Origin of the sequence: Breoghania sp. (genome assembly GCF_963674635.1) — a bacterium.
GTDB lineage: Bacteria > Pseudomonadota > Alphaproteobacteria > Rhizobiales > Stappiaceae > Breoghania.
On sequence record NZ_OY771475.1, the window covers coordinates 3,091,876 to 3,108,244 of the forward strand.

Consider the following 16,369-nt stretch of genomic DNA (forward strand, 5'->3'; position numbering starts at 1 on the left):
GACCTACCGCAGTTTCGGGTTGAGCGCGTCGCGCAACCAGTCGCCGATGAGGTTCACGGCGAGGACGAGCAGGGCGAGCGCGATGCCGGGGAAAATGGCGATCCACCATTCGCCGGAGAACAGGAAATCGTTGCCGATGCGCACCAGCGTGCCGAGCGAGGGCTGGGTGGGCGGCACACCGACGCCGAGATAGGAGAGCGTCGCCTCCGTGATGACGGCGAGCGCCAGGTTGATGGTGGCGATGACCAGCACCGGGCTCATGACATTGGGCAAGACATGGCGCAGCAGGATGAGGCCGGGGCGAATGCCGATGAGGCGGGCGGCCTGCACATATTCCGTGTTGCGCTCCACCATGGTGGAGCCGCGCACGGTGCGCGCATATTGCACCCAGAAGCTGAGCCCGATGGAAAAGACGAGGATCCAGAAGGCCGAATTCTCGCGGTTGAGATTGCCGAAAATCCCGCGCGCCGCGCCATCGACCAGCAGGGCGATCAGGATCGCGGGGAAGGTGAGCTGCACCTCGGCCAGTCGCATGATGAAGGCATCGACGCGCCCGCCCGCATAGCCCGCGATCAGGCCCAGCGTGATGCCAAGCGTTGCGGCAAAGGCGACCGAGACGAGGCCGACGCCGATGGAGATGCGCGAGCCGTAGAGGATGGCGGAGAAGATATCGCGGCCGAGATCGTCCGTTCCCAGAAGGAACCGCATGTCGCCATCGGGCGCCCAGGCGGGGGGGAGCAGCGAATCGAGCAGGTCCACACTCGCCAGATCGAAGGGATCATGCGGTGCGATCCAGGGCGCGAAGGCCGCGCCGGCGAAAAAGGCCAGCGCCACGAGGGCGGCCACGATGGTGACCCTGGAGGCGAGAAAGGAATGCAGGATGTCGCTGTCGGCGGCGCGCGCCAGCCAGCCCTTTTCCTGCGGCCCGGATGATGTGCCGGTGGATGTCGTGTCGCTCATCGGCGCGCAAGCTCCTTGGTGAAGCGATGACAGGCGGCCGGGAGCCAGCCGCCCAGGCCGTCAGAGACCTTGGTGGCCTCGACGCCCTGATCGCGCCAGCCGGCCTTTTCATAGAAGCGGTGGGCGCGGGCATTGCCTTCGGCACAGAAGAGATGGGCTGAGGTGATGCCCTCGCCCGCCATGGCCTCTTCGGCCCTGTGCATCAGCGCCCCCGCAAGCCCGGTGCCGCGGGCGCGTTGTCCGAGATGGAACTGATCAAGCTCCGCCCCGTCCCAATAGGCGAACCCGTCGGGTTCGCCGTCGTGACCCAGCGCCACGAGGCCATGGCCTGCAAAGGGTTTCAGGCGGTTCAGGAACAGTTCCGGGGTGCGCGCGTCCACCAGTTCGGACGCGGCGAAAGCGAGGTGGCCCGCGCGCCATGCCTCGTGCCACAGCAGCGCAAGAGCCGGGAGATCGCGCGCCTCGATGGCGCGGAATGTGTAAGGCGTGAGGGGCGCGGTCATGTCTGCACCGTCCGTTCCACGCGCAGGCGCGGATCGACCACGAAATAGAGGATGTCGACGATCAGGTTGATCACCACGAAGACGAAGGCGATCAGCATGAGGTAGGCGGCCATGATCGGGATATCGACATTCTGCACGGCCTGCAGGAACAAAAGCCCCATGCCCGGCCACTGGAACACCGTCTCGGTGATGATGGCAAACGCGATGATGGAGCCGAGCTGCAGGCCGGTGATGGTGATGACCGGCACCAGCGTGTTCTTCAGCGCATGGCGGAAATGGACGATCCGGTCGGGCAGACCGCGGGCGCGGGCGAACTTGATGTAATCGGCGCGGATCACTTCCAGCATTTCGGAACGCACCAGCCGCATGATCAGCGTCATCTGGAACAGCCCCAGCGTGATCGCCGGCATGATGAGGGCCTTGAGGCCGGAAACGGTCAGGAACCCCGTCGTCCAGAAGCCCAGATCCACCACCTCGCCGCGCCCGAAACTCGGCAACCATTGCAGGGTTACGGAAAAGACGAAGATCAGGAGGATGCCGATGAAGAAGGTGGGCAGCGATATGCCTATGAGCGAGATCGTCAGGAACACCTTCGAGAGCCACGATGTCCGGTTGAGCCCGGTATAGACGCCCATCGGGATGCCGATCAGAAGCGACAGGATCGCGGAGACGAGGGAAAGCTCGAAGGTTGCGGGCAGACGGGATCCGATGAGATCGGCGACCGGCTGCTTGAACTGGTAGGAACGCCCGAAATCGAAGCGCGCGGCATTGCCCACGAACCGGCTGAACTGCACGAGCACGCTGTCATTGAGACCGAGCTGCTCACGCAGGGCTTCGCGCTGGGCGGGGGTGGTATCCTGACCGACCATCTGGTTGATCGGATCGCCGACGAAGCGGAACAGCGTGAAGGCGATCAGCGCCACCGCCAGCATGACGGCAACGGCCTGCAACAGACGCCGGATGATGAAGGCGAGCATGGGACCCTGTCTGTCTTTGCGGGTTGAAGCTCATATCCGCAATCGCGACCCGTTTTCACGCAGGAAACGCGGGCGTGTAGGGGGCGCGAGGGGAAAGAGAAACGGGGCAGCCTGGAAACAGGGCCGCCCCGCCGAAGCCTCTTAGTCCGTCACGTTCACATATCGGAACGACAGGACGTTGTCGGCGCGCTGGGCAAGATCCACGTCGTCCGCCACGCCCCAGGCAAGGCCCTGCTGGTGCAGCGGAATGTAGCGGACATCGTCATTGGCCTTCTTGAAGGCCTCATAGATCATCTGGTCGCGCTTTGCCTTGTCGTTCTCGACAAGCACCTTGGCGGTCAGCGCATCGACCTCCTCGTCGCACCAGCCGCCATTGTTGAACGGCGAGCCTGCACCGGAATCGTCACGGCAATTCATCAGCGCGGACAACACGTTGTGGGCGTCGAACGAGCTCGGCGTCCAGCCCAGCAGGTAGAAGGAGGTGTCATAGTCGCCCGATGCCAGGATCTTGGCGAAATACTTCGCCTTGGGCTGGGCGTTCAGATCCACCTTGATGCCGACGCGCGCCAGATAGGACGTGACCGCCTGGCAGATCGCCTCGTCGTTCACATAGCGGTCGTTCGGGCAGTCCATGCCCACCTCGAACCCGTCCGGATAGCCCGCTTCCGCCAGCAGCGCCTTGGCCGCCTTGGGATCATAGGGGTAGCGTTCGAATTCACCGGCGCGATCGAACATGAACGGCGAGATCATCAGGGCCGACGGCGTCGCGAGGCCGCGCATCACCTTCTTGACGATCACGTTCTCGTCGATGGCCTGATAGAAGGCCTTGCGCACGCGAACGTCCTTGAAGGGGTTCTTTCCCTTGACGTTGGAATATTTCAGCTCGTCGCGGCGCTGGTCCATGCCGAGGAAGATCGTGCGCAGTTCCGGACCGGTCAGGGCGCGGGTGCCCTCGTTGGCATCGACGCGCGGAATGTCCTGAACCGGCACCGGGTAGACCATGTCCATCTCGCCGGAAAGAAGCGCCGCCACGCGGGTCGCGTCCTGGGCGATGGGGGTCAGCTCCACCCGATCCACATTGCCTTCAAGCGAGCCCCAATAGCCGGCGTTCTTCTCAAACACCGTCTTGACGCCGGCCTCGTGGCTGACAATCGCGTAAGGTCCCGTGCCATTGGCATTGAGCGCGGCATAGTTCGGACTGGTGTCGGAGGCGGAGGTGATCGCCACCGCGTCATGCTCCTCGGTCCACTCCTTGTCGACGATGTACCAGAACTCCCACTGGTAATGCAGGATCGGGTTGGGGCTGCTCAGTTCGAAATCGACCGTGTAGTCATCGACCTTGACGACCTTCACATCCGCGCCGAGATAGCTGGTGAGGTCGGAGCCCTTCGCGCGCACGCGGTCGGCGGAAAACACCACGTCATCGGCGTTGAAATCGCCGCCATTGTGGAACTTCACGCCCTTGCGCAAGTGGAAGCGCCACTTGGTGGGGGAGAGGATTTCCCAGCTTTCGGCAAGCGCAGGCTGGATCTTCAGATCCTTGTCGCGATAGATCAGCCCCTCGTAGACATTGCCGAGCGTGCCCAGCGTGAAGGTCTCGTTGAGCGCATAAGGCTCCAGCGTGCTGAGCACGCCCTGGAAGGCGTATTTGAAGGTCTTGGCGCTGGCCGGCGCGGCTGCGAGCAGAGCAGCGGCCAGACCGGTCACGAGGGCGGCATTGCGGATGCGCATGTCCCGGTTCTCCCATGGCAGGATGACAGTTCTGTTCCCGTATTCCTCACGATCCGCAAAGCTGGCGTTTTCACCATTCTTGCTTCGCGGTCGCTTATTTCGCGGCTCGACATCGAAAAGGACCGGTTCGTCTCCCTTCGCTCCCGCTTCGATCCCGCCCGCCGTGGTCGAAGGTCAATTCACACCGACCTCCATCCCGGCGGGCCATGAGCCCTTGAAGGCATCTTGTCGCCTCAGAAGTGGCAGGTCCAGTCTGAACCTTGTTTGCGATGACAATTGAGGCCCTTCAGGGGGTTAGCGACCGCCTCCCGCCTGCCATGGAGGCAATCGGGAGGGGGGCGTGGCGCATATTTGATCAATTAGACAATAATCCCGAGGGCAAGGCGCCGTCAGACGGACGCAACCTCCTCTCCAATTGCACCCCCGACTTCGGACGCCTGAAGGGCTGCGACCAGCACGACCGGATCGCGCACCGCCCACACTTCCAGCGGCTCGGTGCGGCCGCGCAGGCCAACCGCATGGGGGGTGGCGGGAACAGGGTCCTCGCCGATGCCCGCGAGGGCGAGCCCCTCGATCCCCGCCGCTTCAAGCGTGCTGTTTGAGATGACGGCAAAGCCGCCGAGGTCCTTGGATGCACCCTCCAGACGGCTTGCGACATTGACCGTATCGCCAAGGGCGGTCAGCTGCGCGGCGGCCCCCGCCGCCCCCGCAAGGCCGATCCGTCCCAGGATTGCCGGGCCGGTGTGAAGACCGATACCGAGCCGCAGGGGCGTGTCGAGCTGGGCTACGAGATCGGCATTGGCGCGTTCCAGCGCCTGCGCCAGCGAAAGCACCGCCTGCAGGGCATCGCGCGCGCCTTGCCGGGCGTCCTTGTCGATCCCGAACAGCGCCATGATGCCGTCGCCCATGACCTTGTCGACCAGGCCACCGGCCTTGCGGATCGCCTCGCCCGCACCTTCCAGATAGCGGTTCAGGATGAAGACCACATCATAGGGAAGGCGGCCTTCCGACAGGGCCGTGAAGCCGCGCAGATCGACAAACATCACGCTTACCGGGCGTTCCACGCCCCAGCGATAGAGATCATCGGTGGGCTGCAATCGTTTTCCAAAATCCCGACGGCTGGCCAGCATCGGCTCGATCTCCAGATCCGATTGCGGGCGGATCTGACAGGCCAGGCGAATGTCGTTGCCTGCCCGGATACGGGCGAGCACGGTCCGCTCGGCTGTGGAGGGGCTGGCGAGCCTGTCTCCTCCGGCGAGAATGCGGGTGCGGCAGGTTGAACACCGCGCCCGCCCGCCGCAAACGGATAGATGCGGCAGGCCGTTGGCGCGGCTGATTTCCAGAAGCGTCGGGCCGGGGCGCGAACGCACCTGCCGCCCGTCGGGATAGGTGATGGTGAAGCCTTTGCCGAACCTGTCCGCCACGCGCCGCGCGAGGATCACCAGTGCGATGGTGCCCAGAACCACGACGAGGCCCCACCGGCCCTGATACATCCAGTCAGCGAGGACGGCCCGTTCAGAAGCCGTGTTGTTGAGCCCGAGACGGCCGGTTTCGGCCAAAAGGCGGGCAGCGTTGATCCAGCCGGTCAGCGCCAGCGTGGGCACCAGCAACGCCGCCGCCGCAAGCCAGCCGCGCAGCGCGCGATACCAGCGTCGCAGCCGCAGCCAGTAATGCAGGCCGATGATCGCATGGCCCCACACGATCACAAGCAGCGCCGATTGCCAGAACACGCTGTTGTCCCAAAGCGCCGTCAATTCGTGACGGTAATCGACATTGGTGTGAAAGACATCCATCGCCAGACGCGTGGCCACGATGTGCTTGATCAGGAGGCAGGTGATGGAAAGGCCGAGCAGGATCTGCGCCGCTTCCCAGACGGGCATGCGCCATGTGCGCCGCCGCGCCAGCTTGATCAAGGCCAACACGACGTGAACCGCCAGCGCGCCGTAAAGCAGGATCTGGCCCGGCCGCGAGGACCAGACCTCATAGCGCAGGTCCTGACCGGCCTGCATCACGGCGAGCGAGACATTGCCCAGAGCATGATTGAGGAAATGCGAGAGAATGAAGACAAAGAGCACAAGTCCGGCATAAAGCCGGGCCCTTTGCGCGACCGTTCCCCCCGAAGGCACCGCAGCGCCCGCCCTGCCTTGCTTAAGATCCGGCGACGCCTTTTCCTGACCGTTCATCCGATCGCTCCCCTTGCCCATCTCCCGGCAACCTCCCCCGCGACAAGTCTAGTCATCAAAGCAATCGGTTGCGAGAGGCGGCCTGGCTTGAGGGCGCATGGCCGTGATTTTGCGAAAACCGCGCCGCCGACGCCGCGGCCCTTTCCCGTCGCCATCGTCCGTGCCGCCCCTGGCGTGCCGAGGGAACGTTCCGCGGAGCACGGCGTTTTCGCTTTTTCGCGCAATGGCCTAAACTAACGCGAGGCGATCGCCCGAAAGTCGGGCCGGGCGAGGCGGGGAGGACGAGCGGCGCATGTTCACCTGGGAGGAATTCGTCAAGGCGATCGAGAGCACGGTTCCTCAACTGGTGCTGTCGCTGCGCGCGCTCATCCAGCCTTCCGGCATCCTGCAGCTCGTGATCCTGATCCTTGCCTTCGCGGTTGCCCATTACGGGGCCCTGCGGGCCGAGCCGCACCTGGAAAACTGGGTGCGCGCGCAGGAGACGTCCATTCGCCGGATGCGCTTTCTGGCGCTTGTGCTGCGCCGTCTCAGGGTCATCATCTTCGTTGCGATCACATGGGCCGTCGTGGTCGTCATGCGCGAGGTGACGTGGCCGAGCCGCAGCTACCTGATCCTGGTGGTGGGCAATCTCGCCGCCGTCTGGCTCGTCATCTCCATTTCCTCACGCATCATCCGCAACCGTCTCGCGGCCAGAATCGTGGCGCTCGGCGGCTGGGCCTTCGCCGCGCTCACGCTGCTCGACCTGACGCCGCAGGCCATTGTTCTGATGGACGCCCTGGCGGTTCAGGTCGGCTCGCTGCGCATCTCGCTGCTGCTGGTCGTCAAGGCCGTGGTGACCTTGACCCTCCTCATGTGGATGGCGGGCTGGCTCAGCCGGGCCGCGGAACGGCGCATGGAGCGCGAAAAGGACCTCTCGCCCTCCATGAAGGTTCTGGCGGGGAAACTCACCCGTATCGCGCTGTTCATGCTTGCCGCGGTGCTGGGCCTTCAGACCATCGGTTTCGATCTCACGACCATCACGGTCTTTTCCGGCGCGGTCGGGCTCGGGCTCGGGTTCGGCCTGCAAAAGGTGGTCTCCAACCTCGTTTCCGGCGTCATTCTGCTCATCGACAAGTCGATCAAGCCGGGTGACGTGATTTCGGTGGGCGAGACCTATGGTTCGATCACCTCGCTGGGCGCGCGCTATGTGTCGGTGGTGACGCGGGACGCGCGGGAATACCTCATTCCCAACGAGGACCTGATCACCAATCAGGTGATCAACTGGACCTATTCCGACAACAAGGTGCGGCTCGATGTGCCGTTCGGGGTGGCCTACGATGCGGATCCGGCGCAAGTTCGGGAGCTGGCCGCACGGGCGGCCGCGAGCGTTGCGCGGGTGGAGGACGATCCGGCACCGGTCTGCCATCTGACGGCATTCGGCGAATCGTCGGTCGATTTCCTGCTGCGCTTCTGGATCGACGATCCCGGCAAGGGGGTGGTCAACGTCAAGGGCGAGGTGCTCATGGCCCTTTGGGAAGCTTTGCACGAGGCGGGCGTCGGCCTGCCCTATCGCCAGCACGACATTCATATCAAGGGGCCGGTGGAGATGATCTATCGTCAGCCTGGAAACGGACCACAGGACGGAGACAGGCGTGAGCCAGGGGACGAGTGAAACCGGCAGCGAACAGGACGCGCATGACGAGCTGACCAACGGGCGCGGACGGTTCGGCCCGACCCGCATGGCGCTGCGCCATCTCTATTTCGGGGATGGCCGCACGTCGCGGATCTTTCGAACCGGCATGGTCATCTTCGACATCGTGACGGTGCTCTATTTCATCGTCTCGTCGATGATCCCGGAACAGCCGACCATGCATCTGACCGATCTCGCGATCGCGGTGGTGCTGATCGTCGATTACGTGACGCGGCTGTTGATCGTGGTGCGGCCATTGAAGACCGCGCTGGAACTGACCACCATCGCCGATCTCATCGTGATCCTCTCGCTGCTTGCGGCAAACTTCATCGACAATCTGGGTTTCCTGCGCATTCTCAGGATGTTGCGGCTGTTGCGCTCCTATCACGTGCTGCGCGATCTCCGGCGCAACTGGATCTGGTTCAAGCGCAACGAGGAGGTGATCCAGTCAGCGGTCAATCTCTTCGTCTTCGTCTTCATCGTGACCGCGATCGTCTTCGTGGCGGAGGCCCAGCACAACGAGAACATCAACACCTATGTCGATGCGCTCTATTTCACGGTGACGACGCTGACCACCACCGGGTTCGGCGACATCACGGTCAAAGACACGTTCGGGCGGCTCCTGACGGTGGCCATCATGGTGATCGGGGTGACCCTGTTCCTGCGCCTCGTCCAGACCATCTTCCGGCCAAGCAAATACCCCTTCACCTGCCCCGATTGCGGGTTGAACCGGCACGACCCGGACGCCATCCACTGCAAGCATTGCGGGCGGGTCCTGAAGATCCCGACGGACGGGGAATCCTGAGCCAGAAGGCGTTTCAAGCATCCGTTTCGAAGGCGTTCGAAAGGACTTTCGAACGCCTTCAATCCGATCATTGAGTCATAAGGCTTTTCTTTTGAAGAAAACGGTCGATCCCCGCGGCCGCCGCCACCCCCGTGGCAAAGCTCGCCTGGAGAAGATATCCCCCCGTCGGGGCCTCCCAGTCGAGCATCTCGCCTGCACAGAATATCCCCGGCCTGTCGGCGAGCATCATGTTCCCGTCAAGCCCGGCAAGCGCGATGCCACCGGCACTTGAAATGGCGCGCTCCAGACCGGCGGTTGCGGTGAGACGAAGCGGGCAGGCCTTGATGAGGCGGGCGAGCTCGGCGGCATCGGAGGGAAGCGAGCCGTCTTTCTGGGCGCAGGCATCGCGCAGCACCGCGATGGCGAGCGGCGAGAGCCCCGCCGCCTTGCGCAGGAAGTTGGAGACCGACTGGTGACCGCGCGGACGGGCGAGGCGTTCCTGAAGGCGCTCAAGCGGCGTGTCGGGCCGGAGGTCGATCAGAAGCTCGGCCGCGCCCTGCGCCTCGATCGCCTCCCGCAAGACGGCGGAAAGCGCGTAGACCGGAACGCCCTCGATACCGGTGGCGGTGATCATGACATCGCCCCGCGCGGCATGGGAGCCGAAGGAGAGGCCGACGGTCTTGAGCGGGGTTCCGGCGAACCGCTCCACCAGAACCGGCGACCAGCTTGTGAGAAAGCCGCAATTGGAGGGCCGGATCGGGGTCACGGCGACACCGGCCCGCTCGATCAGCCCCGGCCATGCGGGATCCGCGCCGAGCTTTGGCCAGCTGAGCCCACCCAGCGCCAGAAGGGTGGCGTCGGCGGTTCGGGTGACCGCGCCTTGCGGGGTTTCAAAGACAAGCGCGCCATCGTCGGTCCAGCCCGTCCAGCGATGGCGGGCAAGCAACGTGACGCCAAGCTCCCCAAGCCTGGAAAGCCAGGCCCTAAGCAGCGGCGAGGCCTTCATGGCCTTTGGAAAGACGCGATGGGAGGAGCCGACAAAGGTCTCCGCCCCGAGCCCGTCCGCCCAGGCGCGAAGCGCCTCGGGCGGGAAGGCGCGGATGGCGGGTTCAAGCACCGCACGGGCCGCCCCATAGCGGGTCAGGAAGGTTTCCAGATCCTCCGCATGGGTGAGGTTCAGCCCACCGCGCCCGGCCATGAGAAACCGGCGCGCGGGCGAAGCGAGGCGGTCATGGACGGTGACGGAATGACCGGCCTCAGCCAGCCTTTCGGCCGCGATGAGCCCGGCGGGGCCTGCGCCGATCACGGCGATGGTGGCTGCGGAATGGGGATCCTGGGTCATGGTGCTGGCGGCTATTTCAGTGTGCCGGATTCAAGCGCGATCTCCCAGGCGGTCAGATCGAAGCCAAGGAGCCGCAGGCCCTCGGCCTCGACCACCGGACGCTTGATGATGGAGGGTTCGGCCAGCATCAGGGCGATGGCCGTTTCCTCGTTGGTGACCGCGTCCTTGACCTCGTCGGGCTGCTTGCGCCAGGTGGTGCCGCGCCGGTTCAGGAGCTTCTCCCAGCCGAATTCCGCCACCTGCGCGCGCAGGGCCACCTCGTCGACGCCCTTCTTCTTGTAGTCGTGAAACTCGTATTCGACACCCGCATCCTGGAGGAAGCGGCGGGCCTTCTTCACCGTGTCGCAGTTGGCGATGCCGTAGAGCTTCATGGGGCGGATCCTTTTTCGAAATTCGGGCGTTGCGTCGGGGCCAGATAAAGACCAATCCGGCCCAAAGGTCCAGCCCGCGCAACAGATCCTGCCGCGCGTCGTCACAACCCGTGATTTGACAATCGACCGATGCGTACCTATCTGGAGCGCCGGGTGGAAGGCCCCAGCTGCTCGCGACGGCGCATATGCCGATGGTGAAGTCCTTCCGATTTCTCGTTCCGCTGCCACGAATGTCCGAATTGGCGGTGCGACGGCAATGCGAGCCCCGTCCCTTGAACCGCATGCTCGGACTGAATCGAGGCTTGCGATGAACGGAATCATTCCAACACTTGACGAGGCCAAGCGTCAGGCGAAACGCCTGCGCGCCGACATGGCCGCATCCGGCACCGACCTTTCCCATGGGCGGTCGCTGGAAATCGTCGCCCATCAGCACGGATACCGCGACTGGAACACCTTCCACGCGACCATCGGCAACGGACCGCCACGCGAGGAGGCGCGCCGAACCTGCGCGCCGGTGGAGATCGGCCAGACGGTGCGCGGCACCTATCTTGGCCAGCCCTTCCTCGGGCAGGTCCTCTCCGTGCACATGATGGGCACCCCGGCGCGCTATGCGGTGGAGATCGATTTCGACGAGCCCGTCGATGTCGTGACCTTCGACAGCTTCTCGTCTTTCCGCAAGAGGGTGCGCACCACCGTCGATGCGGCGGGCGTGAGCACGTCGAAAACCTCCGATGGCGAGCCGCATATGCGGCTCATCCTCTAGGCCTGTCCCAAAGGGCACGAACCGCGGACGTCTCAGGCGTCCGCGGCCTCACTCCTCTTCGTTTTCAATGCCGTCCCCGTCTGCCGGACAGGCATGCGCGGTGCTTTCACGCGCCACGAGATGCGGGGCGATGATGGTGCGCTCCATCGCGGGCGCAGTCTCCTCATCCCGTGCCGCGATCAGCGACAGGATGACCTCCGCCGCCCGTTCGCCGATCTGCGGACCACCGCTGTTGACCGTGGTCAGCGACGGCGTGGAGGTGGCCGCGTCGAGCGCATCGTCATAGCCGACGACAGCGATATCGCGGCCCGCTTCAAGACCATGCCTGCGCAGGCCCTCCACCAGACCACGGGCGATCATGTCGTTGAAACACATGACGGCGCTCGGGCGCGGCGCGCGCTGCATGAGGATCGGGGCCATGGCGAACCCGTCCTCGCGGGTCATCAATTCAGGCACATCGAGCTGGGAACGCGGATCGACGCCCGCTTCCGCCAGCGCATCGCGCCACCCTTCCAGCCGGTCCCGCCCGGTGGAGGTCTGCCGCCTGCCGCCCAGAAAGGCGATCCGGCGATGCCCCATCGCGATGAGATGGCGCACGGCCATGCGCGTTCCCTTGCGATCATCGCCGCGTACGACCGGCGCGCGCGCGCCCTCCACGTCGCGACAGATGAGCGCGACCGGCAAGCCCGCCTCCACCAGCCGATTGATCTCGTCGGCCTGCGTTCCCACCGAGGGGCACAGCACCACCCCGTCGGCGCGGTGCTGCAGCAGCGACTGCACGAAACTGCGCTGGCGGTCGATGTCGTCTTGATGATTGCAGATGAAGACGATCTGGTCGTTTTCGCCCAGCGCATCTTCAAGCGCGCGGAAGATCGAGGCGAAATAGGGATTGAGGATGTCGTGAACGGCGACGCCGACCACGTTGGAGCGTGCGGTGCGAAGGGCGGCGGCGGAGCGGTTGTAGATGTAGCCCGCCTCTGTGGCCGCCTCTTTCACGCGCTCGCGCGTCGCCTGCGCAACGAGGGGGGAGTCGCGCAGGGCGAGGGAGATCGTGGCGGTGGAGACGCCCAGCCTCTCCGCAAGGTTTGCCAGCGTCAGCCGCCGCTTGCGGCGACCGTTTCTGTGTTCCCTCGCCCGTTCGGCACGGGCCCGCATGCGGTTGTCCGGCATTGCTCCATGTCCCGGGGGCCTTCGCGCCCTCCAACGCTCCTGATCATCGATCGCGGCGGGACCGCGGTTCAAAGGTCACTGTCGCGCGGCGGGCGACCAAAGGAAAGCACCGACCCCCAGACGCTTTGACGCGAAAAGGCGCGGGCAAGCCCGGAAAGCTCCCTTGTCAAGCCTTTGGAACGGGCGCGGAGGAGCGATTGAGCTGGCGTTCGCGATAGAGGAGGTAGAGGCCGGACCCAACAATGACGGACGCGCCGAGGATGGTTGTGAAGCCGGGAACATCGCCAAAGACGATGTAGCCCAGAGCGACCATCCAGACGATCTGGCTGTAGAAGAAAGGCGCGAGCACCGGCGCGGGCACGATGGCGTGGGCCTTGGTGAGAAGCCAGTGGCCGAAACCGCCGAAGAAGCCGGTGGAACACAGAAGCGCCCAGGTGCCAAGCGATTGCGGCGTCTCCCAGACCGTGACCACGACCGGGGTCATGGCGAGGGATGCGACGGCGCCGGAAATGAGCAACATGCCATCGACGGAGTCCGTTTCCGTCAGGATGCGCGTCGTCAGTGCATAAACGGCGTAGCAGATCATCGCCGCCAGAGAGAGGCTGACCGCCCAATGCAGCCCGCCAAGTCCGGGGCGCGTGACGATCAGCACGCCAAGGAAACCGACGCCGATCGCCGTCCAGCGCCGCCGCCCGGCCCATTCGCCCAGCACCGGCCCGGCAAGCGCCGTGACCAGAAGGGGCCCGGCAAACATGATGGTGACGGTGTCGGAAAGCTGGAGATAGCGCAGCGCCATGAAGTTGAAGATCGTGGTGCCCAGCAGGCCCAGCGAACGCACGACCTGCAGAACCGGGCGCTTCGTATGCAGGATGTGGCGGCGCTTCCAGACCCGGAAGAAGAAGATCGCCATCACGAAATGGCTGGTGAAGCGGAACCAGACGACCTGAAGCGTGGGCAACTCCTGGCTCAGATATTTGGCCGTGGTGTCGAGCACGGAGAAGAACGCAACGGTCACGACGATCAGCAGGATGCCAGCAAGGCGCGCCTTGATCTGTTCCGGCGTGAAATCCTGCGCCCTGTCGACATCGACCGCCGCGCGGCCGGGTTTTCGGGTATCGCCCGTCATGTGGGTCCGTGATTGCTGGAGAAAGGCCCAGACCCGCCGTCGCCCTGTGTCGGGCTTTCGGGTCGCGAGCGCGCAAGACTAAAGCACGCGAGGCCGCTGAGCCATGGCACGTCCGCATGACTTGACGGCCCAGACACGCGGCTGATGCATGGTAATTGTTATCAAGTTAGCTTTTGCGAAGGGGGATCCGCAAGTGGCCATCGGTCTTGCGGGGAAACGGGGCGTTATTCGGCCGGTTCGCCCAAGGCTTCGGGTGCGGTCGCCTCATCGCGCGAGACAGCGGCGTCTTCCGCATCGATCTCGGCATCGAGCGCCACGTCATGGGCGGCACTGGCGGCAAGATTGCGTTCCAGGAGGCGCAGGAGCTTGCGCAGACGCTTGCGGTCCTTGTCGTCGAAATCGGCCAGAGCTTCCTTTTCCAGCCGCTTCCACGCCCGGTCGATCAGCTCCACGCGGGCAAGGCCGGTTTCGGTGAGATAGACGCGGGCAAGACGCCCGTCATTTGCCGCGGCGCGGCGTTCCACCAGGTCTTGTGCCGACATGCGGGTGATCATCTTGGTGACGGTGGGCGGCTGGACGCCCAGCGACAGGGCAAGTTCGCTCATCGACAGCCCGTCGCTGTCGGCCAGAACCTTCAGCACCGCTTCCTGTCCCGGGTGCAGCCCGATGCGCGAGAGATGCGCACCGGAGCGGGCCCGGCAGGCCTTGGCTGTCTGGGCCAGCCGAAAGGTGATGCTCTTCTTGTAGTTGAACGCCATGGCCACCGTCCTAGCACCGGTGCATGAAGGTATCGTGACTGCATCACGTCAAGGCATGGCGCGCAAGGCAGGTTTTGCGGAGCTAGGCGCCCCCGGTCGCGCCCTCGCCATTGAGCGGGTTTTTCGCCGACCACTTGTAGCGGATCGTCTCCATGCGCGTGGAGCGCGCATCGTAGAGAACGAGACGGCCCACCAGATCTTCACCGAAGCCGACGATCTCCTTGATCACTTCCATGGCCTGCATGGTGCCGATGATGCCGGGAAGCGCGCCGAGAACACCGGCTTGCGCACAGGTGGGCAGAAGGCCCTCCGGCGGCTGGTTCGGGAACAGGCAGCGATAGGTCGGGTTGGGATTGCCATCCGCATCCGTCAGATGCGGTTTCAGCGTGGTGAGGGAGCCGTCGAACTGGCCGATGGCCGCCGTCACCAATGTGCGTTTCGCGTGGAAACAGGCATCCGAGACGCCGTAGCGGGTGGCGAAATTGTCCGAGCCGTCGGCGACGATGTCATAGGCGGAAATCAGCTCCACCGCATTTTCCGGCGTGATGCGTATGTTGTGCGTCTCCACCGTCACATGCGGATTGAGCCGGGCCACGGAGGCTTGCGCGCTTTCCACCTTGGGCATGCCCACCGCTGCGGTATCGTGGATGATCTGGCGCTGAAGGTTTGACAGCGAAACGGTGTCGTCATCGACGACGCCGATGGTGCCGACACCGGCGGCGGCCAGATACTGGATCAGCGGCGCACCGAGCCCGCCCGCGCCCACGATCAGTACACGCGCCGCCTTCAGGCGCTGTTGCCCCGGCCCGCCGACATCGCGCAGCACAATGTGACGCGCATAGCGTTCCAGCTCTTCGCCTGCCAGCTTGCCGCCGGCAGGCCTTTCACAAGTGCCTGTCATGACATGTCCTATCCGAGCAGCCGGGAGACCACCCTGGCGGTGTAGTCGACCATGGGAATCACCCGCGCGTAGTTCACCCGGGTCGGTCCTATGACACCCAGCACGCCGACGATACGCTGCTCCTTGTCGCGGTAGGGCGAGACGATCAGCGAGGAGCCGGACATGGAAAAGAGCTTGTTTTCCGATCCGATGAAGATGCGCACACCGTCGCCCCGCTCCGCGGCCCCCAGAAGCTGGATCAGCTCGCGCTTGCTCTCAAGATCATCGAACAGCATGCGGATGCGTTCCATGTCTTCCGAAGCGGCGGCATCGAGCAGGTTGGAGCGCCCGCGCACGATCAGCGTGTCACGGCTGCCCGTTTCGCTGCCCGCCCATGTGGCAAGCCCGGCATCGACCAGCTTGCGGGTCAGCTCGTCGATCTCCGCCTGGCTTTCCTCCTTGGCCTTTTCCATGGTGCGGCGCGATTCCGCCAGCGTGCGACCGCGAATATGGGCGTTCAGATAATTGGACGCCTCCATGAGCGCGGAAGCCGGAAGCCCGTCGGGCAGATCGATGATGCGGTTTTCGACCGTGCCATCCTCCGCCACCAGCACGACCAGTGCCTTGGTCGGTTCAAGGCGGACGAATTCGATGTGCTTCATGCGGGTGTCGGACTTGTGGGTCAGCACCACGCCCGCGCCATGGGACAGGCCGGAGAGCATCTGGCTCGCCTCGGTGAGCACCTGTTCCACGCCGCGCATGTCGCCCGACGCCTTGACCCGCGCCTCGATCGCCTCGCGCTCGTCGCGCGTCACGTCGCCCACTTCCAGAAGCGCATCGACGAAGAAGCGCAGGCCCAGTTCGGTGGGCAGGCGCCCGGCGGAGGTGTGGGGGGCAAAGATCAGGCCCAGATGCTCCAGGTCCGACATGACATTGCGCACCGAGGCCGCCGACAGGTTGATCGGCAACAGGCGCGAGACGTTGCGCGAGCCCACCGGCTCGCCCGTTTCAAGATAGGATTCCACGATGGAGCGGAAGATCTCGCGCGAGCGGTCATCCAGATCGCGCAGGCTTCCGCCGAGGCTCGAGATCGCGATGGAAGGCTTGTTCACGTCCTGCATTCTTCGTTCCGGTTCGAATCGATCCTGTTCC

General features: G+C 64.6%; 15 protein-coding genes. 3 read left to right on the forward strand and 12 right to left on the reverse strand.

The window, feature by feature from the left end; translation table 11 throughout:
• Nucleotides 1-3: 3 nt before the first annotated feature.
• From ABGM93_RS13455 to ABGM93_RS13475, 5 genes are all read right to left on the reverse strand, one after another.
• A complete protein-coding gene (locus ABGM93_RS13455) occupies nt 4-960 on the reverse strand; it encodes an ABC transporter permease (RefSeq protein ID WP_321500215.1) in 957 nt (318 codons plus the stop codon).
• Nucleotides 957-1,463, reverse strand: a complete 507-nt coding sequence (locus ABGM93_RS13460) for a GNAT family N-acetyltransferase (RefSeq protein WP_321500217.1) — start codon at nt 1,461-1,463, stop codon at nt 957-959. Before ABGM93_RS13460 ends, ABGM93_RS13455 begins: the two co-directional genes overlap by 4 nt.
• The gene (locus tag ABGM93_RS13465) at nt 1,460-2,440 is read right to left on the reverse strand and encodes an ABC transporter permease (RefSeq protein ID WP_321332659.1); all 981 of its coding nucleotides are present in this window, start codon (nt 2,438-2,440) and stop codon (nt 1,460-1,462) included. Before ABGM93_RS13465 ends, ABGM93_RS13460 begins: the two co-directional genes overlap by 4 nt.
• A 141-nt stretch (nt 2,441-2,581) precedes the next feature.
• Nucleotides 2,582-4,171 (reverse strand): ABC transporter substrate-binding protein, encoded by a 1,590-nt coding sequence (locus ABGM93_RS13470; RefSeq protein ID WP_321500219.1) that lies wholly within the window; start codon nt 4,169-4,171, stop codon nt 2,582-2,584.
• A 389-nt stretch (nt 4,172-4,560) separates the two neighbouring features.
• On the reverse strand, nt 4,561-6,354 hold the full coding sequence (locus ABGM93_RS13475; protein ID WP_321500221.1) for an adenylate/guanylate cyclase domain-containing protein: 1,794 nt from the start codon (nt 6,352-6,354) through the stop codon (nt 4,561-4,563).
• Between the two features lie 292 nt (nt 6,355-6,646).
• Between ABGM93_RS13475 and ABGM93_RS13480 the strand changes: the two genes are divergently transcribed.
• Together ABGM93_RS13480 and ABGM93_RS13485 are read left to right on the forward strand one after the other, a co-directional pair.
• Entirely contained in the window at nt 6,647-8,005 is a 1,359-nt protein-coding gene (locus ABGM93_RS13480) for a mechanosensitive ion channel domain-containing protein (protein ID WP_321500224.1), read from the forward strand.
• The gene (locus ABGM93_RS13485; protein WP_321500226.1) at nt 7,986-8,828 is read left to right on the forward strand and encodes an ion channel; all 843 of its coding nucleotides are present in this window, start codon (nt 7,986-7,988) and stop codon (nt 8,826-8,828) included. Before ABGM93_RS13480 ends, ABGM93_RS13485 begins: the two co-directional genes overlap by 20 nt.
• Before the next feature lie 67 nt (nt 8,829-8,895).
• Here the strand turns inward: ABGM93_RS13485 and ABGM93_RS13490 are convergent, their stop codons facing one another.
• Together ABGM93_RS13490 and ABGM93_RS13495 are read right to left on the reverse strand one after the other, a co-directional pair.
• Nucleotides 8,896-10,149, reverse strand: coding sequence for a TIGR03862 family flavoprotein (locus ABGM93_RS13490; protein ID WP_321500229.1), 1,254 nt, complete (start codon nt 10,147-10,149; stop codon nt 8,896-8,898).
• 11 nt (nt 10,150-10,160) lie between these two features.
• Nucleotides 10,161-10,520, reverse strand: coding sequence for an ArsC family reductase (locus tag ABGM93_RS13495; protein WP_321500231.1), 360 nt, complete (start codon nt 10,518-10,520; stop codon nt 10,161-10,163).
• A gap of 307 nt (nt 10,521-10,827) precedes the next feature.
• Between ABGM93_RS13495 and ABGM93_RS13500 the strand changes: the two genes are divergently transcribed.
• A complete protein-coding gene (locus ABGM93_RS13500; RefSeq protein ID WP_321500233.1) occupies nt 10,828-11,283 on the forward strand; it encodes a glyoxalase superfamily protein in 456 nt (151 codons plus the stop codon).
• 48 nt (nt 11,284-11,331) lie between these two features.
• Here ABGM93_RS13500 and ABGM93_RS13505 read toward each other — a convergent pair whose 3' ends face one another.
• The 5 genes from ABGM93_RS13505 to hrcA form a co-directional block, all read right to left on the reverse strand.
• Nucleotides 11,332-12,453, reverse strand: coding sequence for a LacI family DNA-binding transcriptional regulator (locus tag ABGM93_RS13505; RefSeq protein ID WP_321500235.1), 1,122 nt, complete (start codon nt 12,451-12,453; stop codon nt 11,332-11,334).
• A 166-nt stretch (nt 12,454-12,619) separates the two neighbouring features.
• Nucleotides 12,620-13,579 carry a DMT family transporter gene (locus ABGM93_RS13510; RefSeq protein ID WP_321500238.1) on the reverse strand — a complete coding sequence of 320 codons (960 nt, stop codon included), beginning with the start codon at nt 13,577-13,579 and terminating at the stop codon, nt 12,620-12,622.
• Nucleotides 13,580-13,803: 224 nt separating this feature from the next.
• Nucleotides 13,804-14,337, reverse strand: coding sequence for a MarR family transcriptional regulator (locus ABGM93_RS13515; protein WP_321500240.1), 534 nt, complete (start codon nt 14,335-14,337; stop codon nt 13,804-13,806).
• Between the two features lie 82 nt (nt 14,338-14,419).
• Nucleotides 14,420-15,238, reverse strand: a complete 819-nt coding sequence (locus ABGM93_RS13520) for a molybdopterin-synthase adenylyltransferase MoeB (RefSeq protein ID WP_321500242.1) — start codon at nt 15,236-15,238, stop codon at nt 14,420-14,422.
• Nucleotides 15,239-15,246: 8 nt separating this feature from the next.
• On the reverse strand, nt 15,247-16,338 hold the full coding sequence (gene hrcA, locus ABGM93_RS13525; RefSeq protein ID WP_319774862.1) for a heat-inducible transcriptional repressor HrcA: 1,092 nt from the start codon (nt 16,336-16,338) through the stop codon (nt 15,247-15,249).
• Nucleotides 16,339-16,369 lie beyond the last annotated feature (31 nt).